This window comes from Nocardia coubleae NBRC 108252 (genome assembly GCF_001612805.1).
In the GTDB taxonomy this organism is placed as follows: domain Bacteria; phylum Actinomycetota; class Actinomycetes; order Mycobacteriales; family Mycobacteriaceae; genus Nocardia; species Nocardia coubleae.
Genome location: NZ_BDBD01000001.1, coordinates 149,377 through 170,523 on the forward strand (window position 1 = coordinate 149,377; position 21,147 = coordinate 170,523).

9 protein-coding genes are annotated in these 21,147 nt (G+C 70.4%); 4 read left to right on the forward strand and 5 right to left on the reverse strand.

From position 1 onward, the window contains the following. Window positions 1-57: 57 nt before the first annotated feature. Window positions 58-813: a M23 family metallopeptidase gene (locus NCO8_RS00760; protein ID WP_084456271.1), complete on the forward strand. Its 756-nt coding sequence runs from the start codon at window positions 58-60 to the stop codon at window positions 811-813. Window positions 814-816: 3 nt separating this feature from the next. On the opposite strand, the gene NCO8_RS00765 is transcribed toward NCO8_RS00760, so the two are convergent. Beyond that, complete coding sequence (locus tag NCO8_RS00765) at window positions 817-1,713, reverse strand: LysR family transcriptional regulator (RefSeq protein ID WP_067635496.1); 897 nt, start codon at window positions 1,711-1,713, stop codon at window positions 817-819. Window positions 1,714-1,802: 89 nt separating this feature from the next. On the opposite strand from NCO8_RS00765, the gene mqo reads away from it, so the two are divergent. Both mqo and NCO8_RS00775 read left to right on the forward strand, forming a co-directional pair. Next, window positions 1,803-3,341 (forward strand): malate dehydrogenase (quinone), encoded by a 1,539-nt coding sequence (gene mqo, locus NCO8_RS00770; RefSeq protein WP_067635498.1) that lies wholly within the window; start codon window positions 1,803-1,805, stop codon window positions 3,339-3,341. Window positions 3,342-3,532: 191 nt separating this feature from the next. After that, complete coding sequence (locus NCO8_RS00775) at window positions 3,533-4,555, forward strand: hypothetical protein (RefSeq protein WP_067635500.1); 1,023 nt, start codon at window positions 3,533-3,535, stop codon at window positions 4,553-4,555. Window positions 4,556-4,561: 6 nt separating this feature from the next. On the opposite strand, the gene NCO8_RS00780 is transcribed toward NCO8_RS00775, so the two are convergent. Beyond that, entirely contained in the window at window positions 4,562-4,888 is a 327-nt protein-coding gene (locus NCO8_RS00780; protein WP_067492213.1) for a hypothetical protein, read from the reverse strand. Window positions 4,889-5,133: 245 nt separating this feature from the next. On the opposite strand from NCO8_RS00780, the gene NCO8_RS00785 reads away from it, so the two are divergent. After that, entirely contained in the window at window positions 5,134-5,469 is a 336-nt protein-coding gene (locus NCO8_RS00785; protein WP_067492212.1) for an RNA polymerase-binding protein RbpA, read from the forward strand. Window positions 5,470-5,531: 62 nt separating this feature from the next. Here the strand turns inward: NCO8_RS00785 and NCO8_RS00790 are convergent, their stop codons facing one another. From NCO8_RS00790 to NCO8_RS00800, 3 genes are read right to left on the reverse strand one after another with little or no spacing between them, the layout of a single operon-like run. After that, complete coding sequence (locus NCO8_RS00790; protein WP_247606747.1) at window positions 5,532-6,377, reverse strand: ABC transporter permease; 846 nt, start codon at window positions 6,375-6,377, stop codon at window positions 5,532-5,534. A gap of 41 nt (window positions 6,378-6,418) precedes the next feature. After that, window positions 6,419-7,408, reverse strand: coding sequence for an ATP-binding cassette domain-containing protein (locus NCO8_RS00795; protein WP_067492211.1), 990 nt, complete (start codon window positions 7,406-7,408; stop codon window positions 6,419-6,421). After that, on the reverse strand, window positions 7,405-21,048 hold the full coding sequence (locus NCO8_RS00800; protein WP_167353229.1) for a non-ribosomal peptide synthetase: 13,644 nt from the start codon (window positions 21,046-21,048) through the stop codon (window positions 7,405-7,407). Before NCO8_RS00800 ends, NCO8_RS00795 begins: the two co-directional genes overlap by 4 nt. Between the last annotated feature and the right edge of the window lie 99 nt (window positions 21,049-21,147).

Genomic DNA, 21,147 nt, shown 5'->3' on the forward strand with positions numbered 1-21,147 from the left:
TCGTGATGGCAGCCACAGGATTCGCCGCGCCGGTTACGAATTAGCTACCTTCGAGACATGTTCGTGACCAACCCGTTATCCGCCCGAATCTCCGACGCCTTCGCAGGTCGTCTGGGAGGCGTTGTCGCGGGTGCGGTGGCCCTGTCCGCACTCGTGGGAACGTCCGCCGCCGCCTTCAGCGGCCCCGAGACCCCTACCACCACCGCCGTCGCGGCGTCTTCGGCAGACGCCCTCGGCGTTTCGCAGGCCCGCTTCACCTCCGCCACCGCGCCCGAGGTGCAGGCCGAGACCCCCGCCGCCGCACCGGTGGCCTGGGAAGAGCACCGCGAGGCCATCCAGGCCGCGCTGCCGCCGCTGCCCGCTCCGCTGCCCTTCATCGCGCCGCCCCCGCCGCCGCGCCCGCAGACCGTTCGACCGGTCAACGGCCGCCTGACCTCCTACTACGGCCCCCGCTGGGGTGCCGCGCACAACGGCATCGACTTCGGTGACCCGATCGGTGCGCCGGTCTTCGCCGTCACCGACGGTACCGTCATCGAGACCGGTCCGGCTTCCGGGTTCGGCCTGTGGGTCCGCGTCCAGCAGGACGACGGCACCATCGGCGTGTTCGGTCACGTCAACGAGATCCTGGTCCAGCCGGGCCAGCACGTGAACGCCGGCGACGTCATCGCCACCGTCGGTAACCGTGGCCAGTCCACCGGCCCCCACCTGCACTACGAGGTGCACGTGCCGGACGGCTCGCTCTACGGCGCCCCGATCGACCCGCACCCGTGGCTCGCCGCGCGCGGTATCGACGTCGGCGTCCCGCAGGACTGATCCTCACCACCCACTGATCGCCGCCCGACCGGCGATCAGGAAATCCCGAAGCCGCGCGACCGCGAGCGTCGACCCATGGTCTCCCGAGACCAGGCCGATCTCGCGGTCGCGTTCGCCATCGATGCGCACCGCGGCCAGGTCGGGGTGCGGTGTCTCGGCGGGTGGGAGCAGCGCCACGCCGAGCCCCAGCGCGACGAGCGCCCGCAGCGTCTCGAACTCGGTGATCTCGAACAGCACGCGTGGGGTGAAACCCGCTGCGGCGCACCAGGAATCGAGCAGGGCTCGCAGCTGATAGCTCGGCGGGTTGGCGATGAACGCCGCATCGGCGAGCTCGGTCAGCGCCACCCGCGAGCGCCCCGCCAGCGGGTGGGTTCGGGCCACGTGCAGATCGATGCGTTGGCACCCGAGGACGACCGTCGGCAGGTCGTCGGGCGGCGGGATCATCACCGCCAGATCGAGCCTGCCGTCGCGCACCTGCTCCGCCAGCGCCTCACCGTGGGCCTGCACCAGGTGCAGGCGGATGCCGGGCGCGCGGGTGTGGAACTGGGCGAGCAACGCGGGGACGCTGATCGGTCCGAGGGTGAGCGGGAATCCGAACCGAACCAGACCGGTCTCCGGATCGGCGTCGGCCCGCACGCGACGCACGGCGTCGTCGAGCGCGCGCAGCACGTCGCGCGTTCGTTCGTGCAGGTCGCGGCCCTGAGGCGTGAGCGTCACGCCGCGCCCCGACGGCTGGAACAGGGACACCCCGAGATGCTGTTCGAGTGACTTGATCCGGCGGCTCAGTGAGGACTGGGGCACCCCGAGACGCTGCGCCGCGCGGGTGAAGTTGCCCTCCTCGGCGGCCGCGTCGAAGGCCGCGAGCAGGGGCGCGACGGCCTGCGCGCCGTATTCATCCATATCCGGATCATATGCCCGGCGATTCCGTATTGGACGGATCGGTAATGGCGGCCCGACGATGGCGGTACACGGCTATCGGGAGGTTCGACATGGATGCCAGGACACACGAATCCGGTTGCGGGGACGACATTCTCGACGCGGTGCTGATCGGTGGCGGCATCATGTCGGCCACCCTCGGCGCGCTGCTGAGCACCCTCGCTCCGGACTGGTCGATCGCGCTGTTCGAGCGACTCGGGGAACCGGCGGGCGAGAGTTCCGGTGCGTGGAACAACGCGGGCACCGGGCACTCGGGGCTGTGCGAGCTCAACTACATGCCCGACCCGGACGACGCGAGCAAGGCCGCGCGGATCGCCGAGCAGTTCGCCCTGTCCCGGCGGTTCTGGTCGGCGCTGGCCGCACGCGGCGCGTTCCCCGACCCGGACGCTGCCCATCCGTCGGCCGAGCGCAGTCCCCTCGGGGCCTTCCTGACCCCGACACCGCACGTGACGGTGGTCTTCGGCGAACGCGATATCGCTTACCTGCGGCGCCGCTGGGCCACCCTGCGCGAGCTGCCGGCCTTCGCCGAGATGGAGTACACCGAGGATCGCGCGGTGATCGGCGCGTGGGCGCCGCTGCTGGTGCGTGGACGGGCCGACGACCAACCGATGGCGGCGACCCGGCACACCGGCGGCACCGATATCGACTTCGGCGCCCTCACCAGGGCGTTGCTGGCGACGATGACCGAGGCGGGTAATCCGGTGCGGCTGCATCGCGAGATCACCGGCCTGCGGCGCGGCGCCGACGGGCTGTGGACCGTGCGCGGGCGCGATCTGGATTCCGGGCGGACGTTCCTGGTTCGCACCCGGTTCGTGTTCGTCGGCGCGGGCGGTTACGCGCTGCGGCTGCTGCAGCGGGCCCGGCTGCCCGAGGTGCGCGGGTACGCGGTGCTGCCGATGGGCGCACAGTTCCTGCGGACCCGCGAGCCCGAAGTGGTGGCCGAGCATGCCGCGAAGGTGTACAGCCAGGCCTCGCTGGGTGCACCGCCGATGTCGGTGCCGCATCTGGATCGGCGGGAGGTCGACGGGTCGGCCGCGTTGATGTTCGGCCCGTACGCCACTTTCAGCACCCGGCTGCTGCGCCACGGGTCGCTCACCGACCTGTTCACCACGGTGCGCCCGCACAACGTGGTGCCACTGTTGTCCGCGTGCTTGCGAAATCTGCACCTCGGGCGCTATCTGCTCGGCCAGCTCCTGGCTTCGCGTCGGGACAAGTTCGCCGAGCTGCAGCGGTTCTATCCCACCGCCGACGCCGCCGACTGGGAGCTGATCCAGGCCGGTCAGCGCGCGCAGCTGGTGAAACCCGACGGGCGCTTCGGCGGGGAACTCCAGTTCGGTACCGAACTCGTCACCGGGGCCGACGGCACCATCGCCGGACTGCTCGGTGCCTCCCCCGGCGCCTCCATCGCCCCCGACATCATGCGCGATCTGCTCGATCGCTGCTTTCCCGCACGACGCCACGAGTGGGCGCCGTTGCTCGCCGAGCTCCTGCCGGCCGCCCCGGAAACGAATTCGGCGGGGATTCCGTTGGCGACTGTGCTATCCCTTGTCGCCCAACACATTTCGCTGGACGATGCCTCCGGCGACAGCTGACACTCCGGCAACCGCGCGCCCTGGAATGGTCACCGCGCCGAAGGCTCGCTCAGGGGTGAGGCACGCACCGAGTTCTAGGGGTGGTCCCACGGGTGAGCCAGGGGTGAGGTCGGCATAGTACGGCGGTAGGGGTACCCGGACCGTTCCGCAGCGGGAGGCGCTGGGGCGCACGGCATTTCTACCGTCGGGACATGGCGACGATCGACCTCACCCAGACCCTTTCCCGCTTCCGGTTCCAGACCGGGTCGAGGAGCGAGCAGGCACCCTGGCACGGCCCGCTGTTGGTCAATTCCGCCCTGATGTCCGCGCTGGTCGTGGTGTCGATGATCGGCATGGTCGTCGACGACCGGTTGCTGCTCGGTGAATCGGTGTGGCTCAAACCGGCGAAGTTCGGTTTCGCGTTCGCCGTCTACGGCCTGACGCTGGCCTGGATACTGCGGTTGCCGCATCGGGGGCGGCGGGCCACCTGGTGGCTCGGCACCGTCTTCGCGGTCACCGGGGTGCTCGACGTCGGGTTCATCGCCGTACAGGCGGCGCGCGGGACCTTCAGCCATTTCAATACCGCCGCCGACCCGGTCAATCAGATCGGCCAGCAGGTCTTCGCCTCCGGTGTACCCGGCCTGTTTCTGGCGAATCTCGTTCTGGTGGTGATCATCTCGTGGCAGAAGCTCACCGATCGTCCGACCGCGATCGCTTTGAAGGCCGGGTTGTGGCTGGCGGTGGCAGGCATGATGCTCGGGTATCTGATGGGCTTCACCGGCGCGCAGCTGGTACGGCAGGCCGACGGCACCGTGATCGGGTTGATGGCGGGGCACACGGTTGTGCCGGGCTCCCCCGCCGACGCCGCCCGGGACGGGCTCGGCGCGATGCCGATCACCCACTGGAGTACCACCGGTGGCGATCTGCGGATCCCGCATTTCGTCGGACTGCACGGCATCCAGGTGCTGCTGGTCCTGGCTGTCGCGCTGACCGCGCTCGCCGCCCGCTATCGGTGGCTGCGCACCGAGCGCACTCGTGCCGCACTGATCGGCGTCGCCGCCATGGGTTACGCCGGACTGCTCACTCTCGTGTTCTGGCAGGCACTGCGCGGTCAGCCGCTGACCGGTCCGGATCTGGCCACGGTCGGCGCGACGCTCGGGCTGATCGGGTTCGTCGCCGCTGGTGTCACGGCGATCTACCTGCGCTCCCGCGAGACACCGGCCGACCCGGCCTAGCCACTGTCAGCGCAGGCGTTCGGCTTCCTTGGTCAGCTGCACGAGCGTCGCACTCAACTGCGCCAGCTCGGCCTGATCCGCGCCCTCGGCCACGGCCGTCGCCACGTCCTCGGCCGCGCACCGCGCCGCGAACCACCGGTCGGCCAGATCGGCGGCCTCCTGGGCGGTGAGCACCACCGCGTCCTCGGGAATCCCCGTCCCCTTGAGACTCGTGCGGTGTTCGTAGGCACGTTGCCGACACGACTGACGGCAATAGCGGCGACGCCGACCCGATTCGGAATCGACGATCTCCCGCCCGCACCACGAGCAGGACAGCAGGCGACTGCGCGACATGCTGCGAAACCCTAGCGGCCCGACGACCGATCCGGCGGTTCAGGTCTCGCTGAGCGGGCACTCATCCAGTGGGTCCGACGGCCACCCGGGCCGTAGCGACTACAATGGAACAGTTCAGTCTTCCCGCGCGTTGAACGGTAGTACCACGTACCGGTTGTCGGCCGCCTCGATCTGGACTGACCAGAGGGTGCGGGGAACAGGCCGACAACCACGCGGCGCCAGCCGCCAAAGACACAGGAGCACACATGGCAGATCGCGTACTCCGGGGCAGTCGGCTCGGAGCGGTGAGCTACGAGACCGATCGCGACCATGACCTGGCCCCGCGCCGGATCGCCCGCTACCGCACCGACAACGGTGAGGAATTCGACGTCCCGTTCGCCGACGACGCGGAGATCCCGCCCACCTGGTTGTGCCGTAACGGCCAGGAGGGGCAGCTCATGGAGGGCACCTCGGTCGAAACCAAGAAGGTGAAGCCGCCGCGCACCCACTGGGACATGCTGCTGGAGCGTCGCAGCAAGGAGGAGCTCGAGGAGCTGCTCAAGGAGCGCCTCGACCTGCTCAAGTCCCGCCGCCGCGGCTAGCACAGGCGACAACGGCGAAGGCCGCCTCCCCTCGGGAAGGCGGCCTTCGCCGTTTCATCTCGTCAGTGACTGGCCACTTTTCGGTACTGCAGCAACGCAGCGGGCATGGCGACGGCCAGGATGACCAGCGAGCAGATCACCGCGTAGAGGATGCAGTTGTCGGCTGCCCAGCCGGTGGCCGGGGCGAACGACGGCGGCGCGGAATTGTCGAACAGTTTGCGTCCGGCGGCCGAGACGGCGGTGATCGGATTCCATTCCGCGATGGTGCGCAGCGGACCGGGCAGGGTCTCGGCGGAGATGAACGCCGAGGAGATGAACGACAGCGGGAACATCCAGATCAGGCCCGCGCTCTGCGCCACCTCGACGGTCGGCGAGATCAGCCCGGTCAGCGCGCCCACCCAGGACATGGCGAAGGCGAACAGCAGGATGATGGCGAAGGCCAGCGCGGCGTCGGCGATGCTGCCGTTGATCCGCCAGCCGACGATGTACCCGCAGATCACCATCACCCCGAGGCTCGCGACATTGACCACCAGGTCGGACAGTGTGCGGCCCATCAGCACCGCGAGTCGCGACATCGGCAGCGTTCGCATCCGGTCGATGATCCCCTTCTGCAGGTCACCGGCCAGCCCGACAGTGGTGAACGCGGCATTGAACGCCACGGTCTGGGTGAAGATGCCCGCGAGCAGGAACTCGCGGTACTGGTCACCGCCGAGGGACGCGCCGAAGATGTAGGCGAAGAGGAACACGAACATCAGCGGCTGGATGGTCGCGGTCACCAGCAGCGTCGGCACCCGCAGGATGGTGAGCAGGTTGCGGTAGGCCACGATCGCGCTGTCGCGCAGGAACCGGGCACGCGGCGGGGTCTGGTCGGCGGCAGCGGGCCGCGAGCTGCCAGGGGTGATGGGCATTTCGCGGGTGTCGTTGTCCACCTCGACGTCGGGGGCCACGCTCACGACAGGATCTCCTCTGGCACGTCGTCGGTTTCGGGTTCGGTGGCCGGTTCGGCCGGGGTTCCGGTGAGCGAGAGGAACACGTCGTCGAGGGTCGGGCGGACCACGACGGCGTCGAGCACGCACACCCCCGCGTCGTCGAGCCGGCGCAGGGCCTCGACCATCGTGCGGGAGCCGTTGCCGACCACCACCGATACTTCGTCGCTGCCCGGCTCGTGGATCGGCGTGCCGACACCCACCTGATCGAGCACCGAGACCGCGAGGTCGGGACTCTGCCCGGCGGCCAGGGTGACCGTGAGCCGGTCGCCGCCGATGGAGGTCTTGAGTTCGTCGGCGGAGCCACGGGCGATGACGGTGCCCTTGTCGATCACGGTGATCCGGTCGGCGAGCAGGTCGGCTTCCTCCAGGTACTGGGTGGTGAGCAGCACCGTGGTGCCGTCGTCGACGAGGTCGCCGATCACCTTCCACATGTCCAGGCGCCCCCGGGGATCGAGGCCGGTGGTCGGTTCGTCGAGCACGACCACCGGCGGCCGTGCGACGAGAGAACCGGCCAGGTCGAGGCGGCGGGCCATACCACCGGAGTAGGTGCCCGCGCGTCGGCTCGCCGCGTGGTCGAGACCGAGCGCGGTGAGTAATTCGTCGGCACGTTCGGTGGCCTGCTTCTTCGACATGCCGTACAGGCGCGCCACCATGCGCAGGTTCTCGTATCCGGTCAGGTTCGCGTCGACCGCCGCGTACTGGCCGGACAACCCGAGGCGGGTGCGGGCCGCGGCCGGATCGGCCAGCACGTCGACCCCGGCCACGCGCACCGTGCCCGCGTCGGGGCGAAGCAGCGTGGTGACGATCCGCACGGTGGTCGTCTTGCCCGCGCCGTTGGGCCCGAGCAGGCCGAGCACCGTGCCCGCCGGTATCTCGAGGTCGATCTCCTTCAGTACGCGCACCTTGCCGAAACTCTTGGCGAGGCCGCGCACTTCTACCGCCAGACTCACGGACGCATCTCCTTCTCGGCGCCGCCGCACACGGTGATCCCGGGCACCCCGTCGAGATGGCGGTGCAGCACGGGGCCGATCGCCGCCAGCACCTCCGGTGTGGTCATCGCCGCGTGCCTGCAGGGCAGGTCGTGGTTGTGGATGGTGCCGGTGACGAACTGTTGCCAGGAACCGGCCCGCCTGGCGGGATCGGCGGCGTTGATCTCGTCCGCCGCCGCGGTGAAGAACAGCAGGTCGCCGTCGAAGGTGCGCGGCCGGAACGCGTTGGCCATCACCGTCCCGTCGGCGTACCCGGTGTAGAGGCGTTGCAGGTTGTCCACCGACAGCGCCGCGAACGGCCCCGGCTGTGCGCGCAGCAGATCCGCCGCTTCGTGCAGGTCGAGGTCGGCGGGCAGTGGTGCGCCGTCGACGAGGTCGGCACCGAACTCGCCGAGGATGTCGGCGACGCTCGGCATCGCGGTGTCGAGCCAGCGGTCGCCGAGCTGGTAGCTGTCCATCATCGCCAGCAGCGCCACGTCCTCGCCGAGTTCCTGCAGCTGCACCGCGATCTCCTGGGCGATGAGCCCACCGAGCGACCAGCCGAGCAGGTGATACGGCCCGTGCGGCTGAATCGCCCGGATATTGGCCACGTAGTGACCCGCGGCCTCCGGGATGGAGGTGAAGCTGTCCTGACCGGACACGTGCGGGGCCTGCAGGCCGTACACGGGACGATCGGGAGCCAGGTGTGCGAGCAGCCCCGAGTAGCACCAGGCCAGGCCGATGGCCGGGTGCACACAGAACAGCGGGGTGTCGTGCGGACCGGTCGACGGGCGGATCGGCAGCACCGGTTCCAGGGCGGCGGCCATCACGTCCGCCGGGTCGGCGCCGTCGAGCCGGGCGGCGATGGCGGCCGGCGTGGCATCGCCGAACATCATCTGCACCGGCATCTCGTAGCCCTGCTCCCGCAGTGCCGCAACGACTTTGGTGGCCAGCAGCGAGTTGCCACCCAGTTCGAAGAACCCGTCGTCGGCGCCGACCCGTTCGACCCCGAGCACCTCGGCGAAGGCGGCACACAGCGCCACCTCGGCAGCAGTCACCGGTGCGCGGTACCCGCCCGAGGCGGTGAACACCGGTTCGGGCAGCCGGGCACGGTCGAGCTTGCCGACCGGGCTGAGCGGCACCTCGTCGAGCAGCATGATCGCCTGCGGCACCATGTAATTGGGCACGTGCGCACCGATGTGCTCGAGCAGTTCGGGCACCGTCGGCGACGCACCCGCGCGGGCCTTCACATACGACACCAGCGCGGTGACCCCGGCCTGAGTGGTGTGCCCGACGGTGAGCGCCAGCTCCACGTCGGGGTGCCGGGCGAAGGCCACATCGATCTCGCCGAGTTCGATCCGGAACCCACGCACCTTCACCTGGTGGTCGGTGCGGCCGACGTACTCCACGTCGAGCGCCGACTTCCTGCCGTCGCGCCAGCGCACCAGGTCGCCGGTGCGGTACATGCGTTCGCCGGGCGCACCATAGGGATTGGCGACGAAACGCTGCGCGGTGAGCCCCGGCCGATTGTGGTAGCCGCGGGCCAGCGCAGCACCGGCCAGCTGCAGCTCGCCCGTGACGCCGATCGGGGTGGGATGCAACCGCCGGTCGAGCACCGTGGCCGAGACACCGCGGATGGGACCGCCGATGGTGATCGGGCCCTGCGGGCTCATCGGTTGCGGCATCAGGGTGACGATGGTCGTCTCGGTCGGCCCGTAGACGTTGTAGAAGTTGCGCCCCGGCGCCCAGCGAGCGAGCAGGTCCGGTGGCAGCGCCTCACCACCGGTGAGGATGTGCGCGAGCGAATGCACACCCGTCGGATCGACGGTGCCGAGCGCGGCGGTGGTGATGAAGGCGTGCGTGATCCGCTCCCGGATGAACAGCTGACGCAGGTCCTCGCCGCCGACGATGCCCGCGGGCGTGATGACGAGGGTGCCCGCCCCACCGAGCGCGAACAGGATATCGAGCATCGACCCGTCGAAGCTCGGGGTGGCGAAGTGCAGCACCCGGCTGCCCGGTCGCACGTCGTAGCGGTCGGCGCATTCGGCGGCGAAGTTCGAGATGCCGCCGTGGGTGACCACCACACCCTTCGGGGTGCCGGTCGACCCGGAGGTGTACACCACGTAGGCCGGGTTGGCCAGGCGCAGCGGCCGGACCCGGTCGGCGTCGGTGATCGGCGCGTCGTCGGTGCCGAGCACGGTGGCGCGGGTGTGCGGGTCGTCGAGCACCAACCACCGGCAGTCACCGGGCAGCTGGTCGCGGTGCGCGAGCAACGTCAGCCCGATCGCGGCACCGGAGTCGGTGAGCATGTGACTGATCCGCTGCGGCGGGTAGTTCGGGTCCACCGGGACGAACGCGGCACCGGCCTTGGCGACGGCCAGCATGGTCGCCACCGACTCCACCGAACGCGGAATACCTAGCGCGACAAGGCTTTCCGGGCCGATGCCCTGGCCGATGAGCAGCCGGGCGAGCCGGTTGGTCCAGCGGTCGAGGGCGTCGTAGGTGACCACGGTGTCGCCCGCGCTGAGCGCCACCCCGTCGCGGGCCCGCGCCGCCGCGGCGTCGAACACCTCGGCCAGGGTGACCGGGGTGTCGGGCCGGGCGCCGTGGACGGGTGCCAGCGCGGTCCACTCGACCGCGTCGAGCAGGGCCAGGTCGCCGACGGCGGTGTTCGGGTCGGCGGCGACAGCGGTGAGCAGCCGCACCAGGCGGTCGCCGAGGCGGCGCGCGGTGACCTCCTCGAACAGGTCGGCGGCGTAGTTCACCGACAGGGTGATGCCGTCACCGACGCGATCACCGGTCTGGGTCTCGGTGAAGGTGAACTGCAGATCGAACTTGGCGATGCCCGCGTCGGCGTCGACCGCCTCGATCCGCAGGCCGGGCAGTTCCAGCATCCGCACCGGGTTGTTGCGCACCGAGAGCATCACCTGGAACAGCGGGTGATGCGCCTGCGAGCGTGCGGGATTGAGCACCTCGACCAGCCGCTCGAACGGCAGATCCGCATGGGCGAAGGCGTCGAGGTCGCGGTCGCGCACGGTGCGCAGCAGGTCGACGAAGGCGCGGTCGTCGGACACCTCGGTGCGCAGCACAAGGGTGTTGACGAACATGCCGATCAGCGCGTCGAGTGCCGGATGACCACGTCCCGCGCTCGCGGTGCCGACGACGATGTCGTCGGTGCCCGTCACCCGGTGCAGCAGCACCGCGAGCGCGGCGTGCAGCACCATGAACATGCTGACGTTGTTGGCGGCGGCGATCCCGCGCAGCGCCCGGTGGGTGGCGGCGTCGACCGTGCAGTCCACGGTGCCGCCCCGGTAGGAGGGCACCGGCGGGCGCGGCCGATCGGCGGGCACGGTGAGCAGTTCGGGCAGCCCGTCGAGGGTGTCGCGCCAATGGTCGAGCTGCTTGCGGATCAGCGAGTTCTCGTCGTCCTCGGTGCCGAGGAGCTGCTGCTGCCACAGCGTGTAGTCGGCGTACTGGATCTCGGGGATCTGTTCGCCGAACGGTTCGCCGGTGCGGATGCCACGGTACGCGGCGGCCACCTCGGCGGCGAGCGGTTCCAGCGACCACCCGTCCATGGCGATGTGGTGCACCACCAGCACGAGCACGTGCTCCTGAGACCCGGCGACGGCCAGTTTCGCCTGGGCGGGCACCGGCAGCCCGGTGCGGTCGACGGTGATGAGCGCGGCCCGCAACGGCACCGAGACCGACAGGTCGAAGCCCGGCGCGGCGAAACGCGCGACGGCGGTGTCGACCTCCTGCGGTGTCGCACTCGCATGGAAGAGGGTGACCGCCGCGAGCTGCGGGTCGAGCACCAGCTGCTCGGGCTCGCCCGCCGTTTCCGGGAACACCGTGCGCAGCGTCTCGTGCCTGCGTTGCACCGTGTGCAGGGCGGCGATGAGTGCGTCGAGGTCGATCGGACCGTGCAACCGCAGCACCACCGGGATGTTGTACGCACCGGCGGACTGGTCCTGCGCACCGGCGTTGAACCGGTTGAGGAACCACAGCCTGCGCTGGGCCGCCGAGAGCGGGATCCGTTCCGGGCGATCCTGTTTCACCAGGTCCGGGCGGCCTTCGTCGCCGGACGGCCCGGTCTCCACCAGCGCCGCGAGCTCGGCGACGGTCGGTGCGGCGAACACGGTACGCACCTCGAGTCGCACATTGCTCGCGGCCGCCAGCCGGGCGACCAGCTGGGTGGCCAGCAGCGAGTTGCCGCCGATGTCGAAGAAGCTGTCGGTGGCCGACACGTCCTCGACACCGAGCAGCTCGGCGAACACCCTGGCCACCAGGCGTTCGGACTCGGTGCGCGGGGCGCGACCCGCCGCGACGGTGAACTCCGGTTCGGGCAGCGCCGTCCGGTCGAGCTTGCCGACGGGGGTGAGCGGCACGGCGTCGATCAGGTTCAGCGAGGCCGGAACCATATGTCCGGCCAGGTGTTTGACGGCGTGATTGCGCACGTCGGCCAGATCGGCCGGGACCGCGCCTTCACCCAGCTGCACCCAGGCGACGATCCGGTCGTCACCCGCGATGGTGCGCACCTCGGTATGGGCGAAACGGACATCGGGGTGGCTGCCGAGCACGGCGCTGATCTCACCGAGCTCGATGCGGAAACCGCGTACCTTCACCTGGTGGTCGCTGCGGCCGAGGTAGTCCAGTTCGCCGGTGGCGGTCCAGCGCACCACGTCGCCGGTGCGGTACATCCGGCTGCCCGCGGGCCCGCACGGATCGGCGACGAAGCGCGACGCGGTGAGCCCGAACCGCTGGTGGTAGCCCTGGGCGATACCCGCACCACCGATGTAGAGCTCACCGGGAACCCCGGTCACGACCGGTTTCAACCGTTCGTCGAGCACCAGGGCCCGCGATCCGCGCACCGGTGTACCGATGGTCACCGGCACACCGACCCGCAGCTCCGACATGGCCGCGATGACGGTGAACTCCGTCGGCCCGTAGGCGTTGACGAATCGGCGCCCGGGCGCCCAGTTCTCCACCAGGTCCGGCGGCACGGCCTCGCCACCGGCCATCAGCCCGCGCAGGCGCGGCAGCGGCCAGCGGCTCGCGTCGATCGAGGCGAGTACGGCGGGGGTGAGGAAGGTGTGGGTGATCTCCTCCCGTTCCAGCAGGGCGCCGAGTTCGTCGCCGCCGTAGACGTCGATCGGGCCGATCACCATCTCCGCGCCGGAGTACACCGCGAGCAGCATGTCGAGCACGGACACGTCGAAGCTGGGGGTGGAGAAGAAGAACGTCCTGGCGAACCGGTCGAGGCCCATCCGCTCGCGCAGGTCGAGCGCGAGGCTGACCAGACCACCGTGGGTGACGGTGACGCCCTTGGGCAGACCGGTGGAGCCGGAGGTGTAGATCTGGTACGCCAGGTCGGCGGTGTGGATGGGGCGGATGCGTTCGGCGTCGCGGATCGGGGCGTCGTCGTATCCGGCCAGTTCGGTGTGCAGGTCGGGGTCGTCGACCAGCAGCCACCGGGTGTCGAGCGGTCCGGCGGCCTCGCGCAGGGCGGGGGCGTCGGCGCTGGTGGTGAGCACGGCGCGCGCACCGGAGTCGGTGAGCATGTGCCGCACCCGGTCGGCCGGGTAGCGCGGGTCGACGGGCACGAACGCGGCACCGCTCGCGGCGACACCGAAGATGGCGAGCGCGCAGTCCAGCGACCGGGTGAGGCCGACGGCGACTCGATCGCCGGTGCCGATCCCCCGTGCGATGAGTGCGCGACCGAGCCGGTGGGCACGGCGAGCCACCTCGTCGTAGTCGAGTTCACCGACCTCGCCCGCCACGCTGCCGCCGGCGAACCACCGCAGCGCGGGCCTGCTCGGATACCAGTCGGCGGCCCGGTCGATGATGTCGGACAGCACCACCGGGGTGACCGGCGCCGGGCCCTGCGCCGGGACGAGCGCGCGATGTTCGGCGACGGTGAGCTGGTCGATATCGCACACCAGCCTGCGCGGGTCGGCGGTCACCTGGGTGAGGATCGCGGCGAACCGGTTGGCCAGCGTCTCGATCGTCTCCCGGTCGAAAAGCTCGGTGGAGTAGACGAATTCGAAACGCTGCCCGTCGCCGTCGGGGGCCACCCGCAGTTCCAGGTCGAACTTGGCGCGGGCGATGTCGAGCTCCTCGGCGCGCAACCGCAGACCGGGCAGTTCCAGTTCCGGTGCGCTGTCGTCCTGCATGCTCAGGGCCACCTGGAACAGCGGGTGCCGGTTGTTGGCCCGGCTGTCGCGGCCGAGCGCGTCGACGACCCGTTCGAACGGCAGGTCGGCGTGCGCGAGCGCGGCCAGCTCCGAATCGCGGTCGGCGTGCAGCAGTTCGGTGAAGCTGGTGCCGGGGTCGACGTCGGAGCGCAGCACGAGGGTGTTGACGAACATGCCGACCAGCTCGTCGAGCTGGATGTCGGTGCGCCCGGCGACCGGGGTGCCGATCGGGATGTCGCGACCACCGGTGACCCCGCGCAGCAGCACCGCGAGCGCCGAACGGACGACCATGAACAGGCTGACGCCGGTGTCGGCCGCCAGCTCCTCCATCGCCGCACGCAACGGCGCCGACACCGGGCACACCACGGTGGCCGCCGTGCCCACCGGCTCCGCCGGACGCGGCCGGTCGAACGGCAACGGCAGTTCGTCGGGCAGTTCGGCCAGCGTCTCGCGCCAGAACGCGAGCTGGGTGGCGGCGATGCTGTCCGGGTCGTCCTCGGCGCCGAGCACGGCCCGCTGCCACAGGCTGAAGTCCGCGTACTGCACCGGCAGCGGTTCACGCACCGGGACACTGCCGCCGGCGCGCGCCACGTACGACACCGCGAGATCCTTGGTCAACGGGCCGAGCGACCACCCGTCGGCGGCGATGTGGTGCACGACCACGCCGAGCAGGTACTCCTGAGTGCCGGTGCGCAGCAACGAGACTCGCAGCGGCGTCTCGTGGGTCAGATCGAAGCCCTGCCTGGCGAACTCGGCGAGCACCTCCTCCGCCCGTGCGGGATCGGTGTCGACGGGCTCGATCGCAGGCACCGACCCGGCCGTCGGCAAGACCACCTGCTGGGCGCCCGAGAGGTCCTCGGGGAAGACCGTGCGCAGCACCTCGTGCCGCTGCACCAGGTCGGTGACCGCGCCGCGCAGGGCGTCGATATCCAGATCGCCGCCGATTCGCAAGACGAAAGCGATGTTGTAGGCGCTGGATTCGGGTGACAATCGGTTGAGGAACCACAGTCGTTGCTGCGGCAGCGACAGTGGTATGCGTCCCGGGCGCGGGGTGTGTACCGCCAGCGCCACCCGCTGCGTCCGGGGCGCTTCCGCGATCAGACCGGCGATGCCCGCGACCGTCGGCGCCTCGAAGATCTGGCGTACCGGCAGATCGACCTCGAAGTCGGCGTGCAGCGCCGCGGCCAGCCGGGTGGCCAGCAGCGAGTTGCCGCCGATGTCGAAGAAGCTGTCCTCCGCGCCGGGCACCGGCCTGCCGAGGATCTCGGTGAACACCGCGGCCACCCGCATCTCGAGATGGGTACGCGGTGCGCGCGATCCGCCTGCCGCCGCGAATTCCGGTGCGGGCAGGGCCTTTCGGTCCAATTTGCCCGCCGGGGTCACCGGCATCCGGTCGAGCACCGCCAGCGCGGCGGGCACCATGTAACCGGGCAGCCTGCCGCGTGCGGTGTCGAGCACGGCCGCCGGTTCGATCGGCCCGTCGGCGGTGACGTAGGACGCGAGCCGCTGCTGACCGTGTTCGTCCACGTGCACCACGGTCGTCGCCGAGCGCACCCCCGGGTGTTCGCGCAGCACATGGTCGATCTCGCGCAGCTCGATCCGGAAGCCACGGATCTTGATCTGGTCGTCGGCGCGGCCGAGGAAACGCAGGCGTCCGGTGGCGTCGGCGACCACGAGATCGCCCGTGCGGTACATCCTTTCGCCCACCCGGCCGTGCGGGTTCGCGACGAAGCGCTGTGCGGTGAGCCCGAGTTTGCCCAGGTACCCGCGCGCCACACCGGGACCGGACACATACAGCTCCCCCGGAGTCCCCGGCGGCACCGGGTGCAGCCGGGCATCGAGGAGGAACAAGCGCATCCCGCGCACGGGCGCACCGAGCGGCACCGGTTCGCCGGGCACCATGGCGACGCTCGCGGTGACCGCGACGGTCGCCTCCGACGGGCCGTACATGTTGTGCATCCGGTAGCGACCGGCCCAGCTGTCGACCAGTTCGTCGGAGCAGGCCTCGCCGCCGACGATGACGGTGTTGAGTTCGGGGAACTCACCGGCGGGCACGGTCGCCAGGGCGGCCGGGGTGATGAAGGCGTGCGTGATCCGCTCCGAGCGAAGGAATCCCGCCAGTTCGGCGCCGCCGTACAGGTCGGCCGGGGCGACGACGACGGTCGCGCCCGCGGCGAAGCCGAGCAGCAGCTCCAGCACCGAGGCGTCGAAACTCGGTGAGGAGAAGTGCAGGGTACGGGCGGCATCGGTCACCCGGAACAGCTGGGTCTGCTCGCTGGCCAGCGAGCAGATGCCCGCATGGGTGACGACGACCGCCTTGGGCAGGCCGGTTGAGCCCGAGGTGTAGATCAGGTACGCGGGCTGGGTCGGCCGCATCGGGTGCGTGCGCTCGATGTCGCGCACAGGCGCGGCCGAGCGGTGTGCGCAGTCGGCCTCGAAGGCGGCGGTCCCGAACACCAGCCATTCCGGCGCCCGGCGGTGCTTGCCGACGGTGGTCGGCAGCGCGGCGAGGTGTTCGGGCAGGGTGAGCCCGAGCACCGCACCGGAGTCGCCGATCATGTGCGCGATGCGCTCGGTGGGGTACGCCGGGTCGACCGGCACGTACGCGGCACCGGTCTTGGCCACCGCCCAGATGGCGATGATCGATTCCAGCCCACGCGGCAACGCCACCGCCACCACCGACTCCGGGCCCGCGCCGTGGGCGATCAGGCTGCGCGCCAACCTGTTCGAGCGCTCGTCGAGCTCCCGGTAGGTCGTATCGAGCCCGAGATAACGCACCGCGACCGAATCGGGCAGGCGCTGGGCGGTATCGGCGAGCAGGCGCGCGAGGGTGTCGGCCGGTTCGGCCGGTGCGCCCACCACGGGCACGAGCCGCGCGATCTCGCGACGGTCGAGCAGCGGCAGGTCACCGATCGGTTCCTGCGGCGCGGCCAGCGCGGACCGCAGCATGGTGGTGAACCGGCGGGCGACGCCCTCGATGGTCGAGCGGTCGAAAACATCCGTGGCATAACCGAATTCGGCGTGCAGCGGGCCGTCATCGTGGTTGTCGCGCACCTCGAGCTGCAGATCGAACTTGGCGACACCGGTCTGCACGGGTACGAGTTCGGCGGCCACACCGGGCAGTTCGACGCGCAGCTCAGGGGTGCGGTCGTAAGACAGCATCACCTGGAACAGCGGATGCCGGTTGGTCGACCGGTCCGGGTTCACCAGTTCGACGAGCCGTTCGAAGGGCACGTCGGGGTTGGCGAAGGCGTCGAGGTCGGTTTCGCGGACCTGGTCGAGGACCCGGTCGAAACCGGCGCCGAGGTCGACCTCGGTGCGCAGCACGAGGGTGTTGACGAACATGCCGACCAGCTCGTCGAGCGCCGGGTCGGAACGTCCCGCGATCGGGGTGCCGATGGTGATGTCGGTGCTGCCGCACACGCGCGCGAGCACCGTGGCCAGCGCGGCGTGCAGCACCATGAACATGCTCACCCCGCGGCCGCTGGCGAGTTGGGCTGCTGCCCGGCGTGTTTCGGCATCGATGGTGAAGGCGACCGTGTCGCCGCCGGTGGTCCGTCGCAGCGGGCGCGGACGGTCGAGCGGCAGGTCGAGCTGATCGGGCAGTCCGGCGAGGGCCCGGCGCCAGTGCCCGAGCTGACGCCCCAGCGGTGCCTCCGGGTCGGTCTCGTCACCGAGCAGTTCCCGTTGCCACAGTGCGAAATCGGCGTACTGCACGGGCAGTGGCGTCCACCGCGGCGCATTGCCCTCGGCGCGGGCGGCGACGGCGGTCATCAGATCCCTGGCCAGCGGCGCGACCGACCAGCCGTCGCCACAGATGTGGTGCAGCACCACGACCAGCAGATGCTCGTCGGGAGCCAGGCGGTACAGCACCACCCGCAGCGGAGTCTCGTCACGCAGGTCGAAGCCGCGACCGGCGACCTCGGCGACGAGGTCGTCGATCCGGCCGTCCACGTCGCGCGCGACGAGTTCGGGTGCCACGGCGGCGGCGGGATGGATCAGCTGGTACGGCCCGTCCGGGCCGTCGGGGAAGCTGGTGCGCAGGCTTTCGTGGCGGTCGAGCACGTCCCGCAGGCCGGCTCGCAGGGCGGTGAGGTCCAGCCGGCCGGTCAGCCGCAGCGCCAGCGGCATGTTGTAGGCGGCGGCGTGTTCGGCGAACCGGTTGAGGATCCAGAGCCGCTGCTGGGCCAGCGACAGCGGCACCCGTTCCGGCCGGGTCGCGGGAACCAGCTCGGGCGTGGAGGACTCGGGCCGGTGGGTGCTGATGTACTCGGCCAGCGACGCGATGGTCGAGTACTCGAACAGGTGCCGGATGCTGATGCTCGCGTCGAGGGTGGTGTTGATCCTGGCGACGGCGCGCGCGGCGACGAGCGAGTTGCCACCGAGGTCGAAGAAACTGTCCTGCACGCCGATTCCGGTGCCGTCGAGCGCGAGCACCTCGGTGAAGATCTCGGCGAGCGCGCATTCCAGCTCGGTCTGCGGTGCGTCCGCGCCCGTCGTCACCCGCACACCCACCTCGGGGGCGGGCAGTGCCTTGCGGTCGACCTTGCCGTTGGCGCTCAGCGGCAGTTCGTCGAGCACGACCAAGGCCGAGGGCACCATGTAGGAGGGCAGCGCCCGGCGCAGCGCCGCCATCAAGGCCGCCACCTCGGGTGCCGCGGCGCCCGGCGCGGCGACCACGTAGGCGACGAGTTCGTCGTCGCCGGTGCGGCCGGTGCGTGCCACGCAGACGGCACGGGCGATACCGTCCTGAGCGAGCAGCGCCGACTCGACCTCGCCGAGTTCGATGCGCAGCCCACGGATCTTGACCTGGAAGTCGGTGCGCCCCAGGTATTCCAAGACGCCGCCGTCGAGCTGCCAGCGGGCCAGGTCGCCGGTGCGGTACATGCGTTGCCCGGGGGTGAACGGGTTGGCGACGAACCGGTCGGCCGTCAGATCGGGCCTGCCGAGGTAGCCGCGCGCCAGCTGGGTGCCCGCGAGGTACAGCTCGCCGACCACGCCGGGCGGGACCGGGCGCAGCTGCGGATCGAGCACGTAGGTCTTGGTGTTCCACACCGGCGACCCGATCGGCACGGTGGTCGCCCCGACCGGGCACGGCCAGTAGGTGACGTCGACCGCGGCCTCGGTCGGCCCGTACAGGTTGTGCAGTTCCGGCCCGCGCAGTGCGGCATGGAAGTGGGCGACGGTGGCGCCGGGCAGGGCCTCACCGCTGCAGAACACCCGCCGCAGGTTCGCACCGCCGCGCACGCGCGGATCGGTGACGAACAACGACAACATGGACGGCACGAAATGCGCTGTGGTGACGGACTTCTCGGTGATGATCCGCGCCAGATACGCCGGATCGCGGTGCCCGCCGGGTACGGCGACGACCAGCCGCGCCCCGACCTGCAACGGCCAGAAGAACTCCCAGACCGACACGTCGAAGGTGGCCGGGGTCTTCTGCAGCACCGCGTCGCTGTGGTCGAGCGGGTATTCGGCCTGCATCCACCGCAGCCGGTTGACGATGGCGGCGTGCGTGACCGCCACCCCCTTCGGCTTGCCGGTGGAGCCCGAGGTGAAGATGACGTAGGCGGGATGTTCGGGCCGCAGCGGCGCACGGCGGTCGGCGTCGGTGACGGGGGCGGTGTCGTGCCCGGTGACGTCGAGCGTGTCCAGATCGACGCGCACGGCACCCGCAGGCAGCCGCACACCGTCGCGGGCGGCGGTCAGCACACACACCGGTTTCGCCTGCGCCACAACAGCATCGATGCGGTCGACCGGATGTTCCGGATCGATCGGCAGGTATGCGGCGCCGGTGGCGAGCACGGCGTACATGCCGATCACCATCTCGATGCTGCGGTGCAGGCACAATCCGACGGTGGTCTCCGGGCCCGCACCGCGCGCGATGAGTTCGCGGGCCAGCTGGTTCACCCGTTCGGACAGTTCGGTGTAGCCGATGGCGCGGTCGCCGTACTCGAGCGCGACGGCGTGCGGGCTGCGTCGCACCTGATCGGTGAACAGCGAGACGAGCGTGCCGGTGGGCACCGGGATCTCGGTGGCATTCCATTCCCGCAGCACGCGTTCGCGTTCGGTCGCGGTGATGGCGTTGAGCGCGTTGGCCGGGCTGTCGGGGGCGGCGGCCAGGAACCGGGCGAGGAAGTCCAGGTAGCGGGCGTGATGCGCCGAGTTCTCGGCCTCGCCGTAGAGGCGGGGGTTGGCCTCGAAGTCGAGCTGGATACGGCCGCCGTCGCCGTTGTAGATATTGATGGAGAGGTCTTCGACGGGGCCGGTCGCCAGCACGTGCAGCTGACCGGTGATGTCACCGAATTTCAGCTCGTCGTGGAACAGCATGATGTTGACCATCGGCCCGAAGAACCCACGGGCGTCGCGCGAGTAGCCGCAGTCGCGGCGGATGTCGTCGGAGCGGTAGCGCTGGTGTCGCAGGGCGCCGGTGATCTGCAGTTCGGTCTGGCGGACCACGTCGGCGACGGTGGTGTTCTCGTCGAAACGCACGCGCAGCGGAACGACGTTGGACACCACACCCGCCGAGCGGCGCAACGCCACGGTGGTGCGCGCCGAGACGGGCAGGCTCAGCACCACGTCGGGATTGCCGGTGACCGAGCGGACGTAGGCGGCGAGGGCGGCGACGATGAGCGCGGAATTGGCCGAGTTGTGCGCGGTGATCGCCTGGGTGAGCAGGGTGTCGAGGTCGGTGTCGAGCACAGCGGTCGCGCGGTGCCGGCCGGGGTCGTGGGTGTCGCCGGTCGCGGTCACCGACGACAGTGTCATCGGCTCGCCGACACCGGCGAGCTGCTGCATCCAGTACTCGCGGTCGGCGTGGAAACGGCTGGACTCGCGGTAGCGCGACTCGTCGGCGTAGAGGTCGACCAGGGCGGCGGCGCGCGATACGGAGGGTTCGCGCTGCTCGCCGACCGCAGTGTAGATCTCGGCGGTGCGCGCGAGCGCGTTCATCGCCCCGTATCCGTCGATCACGATGTGGTGACCGCGCTCGTACCAGAACCAGTCGCGCTCACCGATGCGCAGCACCACATTGATGGTGAGCGGCTCGTTCTCCATGTCGATGGGCGTGCTGGCGTGCTCGTTCATCCACCGTAGCGCGGCCGCGCGTGGATCGGGCTCGCCGCGCAGGTCGAGGCGGGCCCAGCCGGGTCGCCAGCTCGGATCGACCCGCTGATGGGGTACGCCGTCGATCTCGAGTAGGCGCACGTGTCCCACCTGGGATTCGGCACCGAATCGCTCGATGGCGTAGAGCAGCCTGCCCGGGTCGAGATCGCCGTGCAGTTCCACATAGTGCGCGATCGTGAGCGGGATGTCGGGCCTGATCCGTTGCGCGTACCACAGCGCCGTCTGACCGGGCGACAAAGCGAACGGCTGGCTCGAGTCCTCGTCGGTGACGCATGAGCTGACGCGGTCGGTGGCCAATGAACTCATCAAGCACTCCGTTCTGGTGTGTCACGACTCCCCGAGCAGCGCCCGGGCACACGACGGCCCAGGGCGTGGCTATCCACGCCCATGATTCGGAGTACTCCG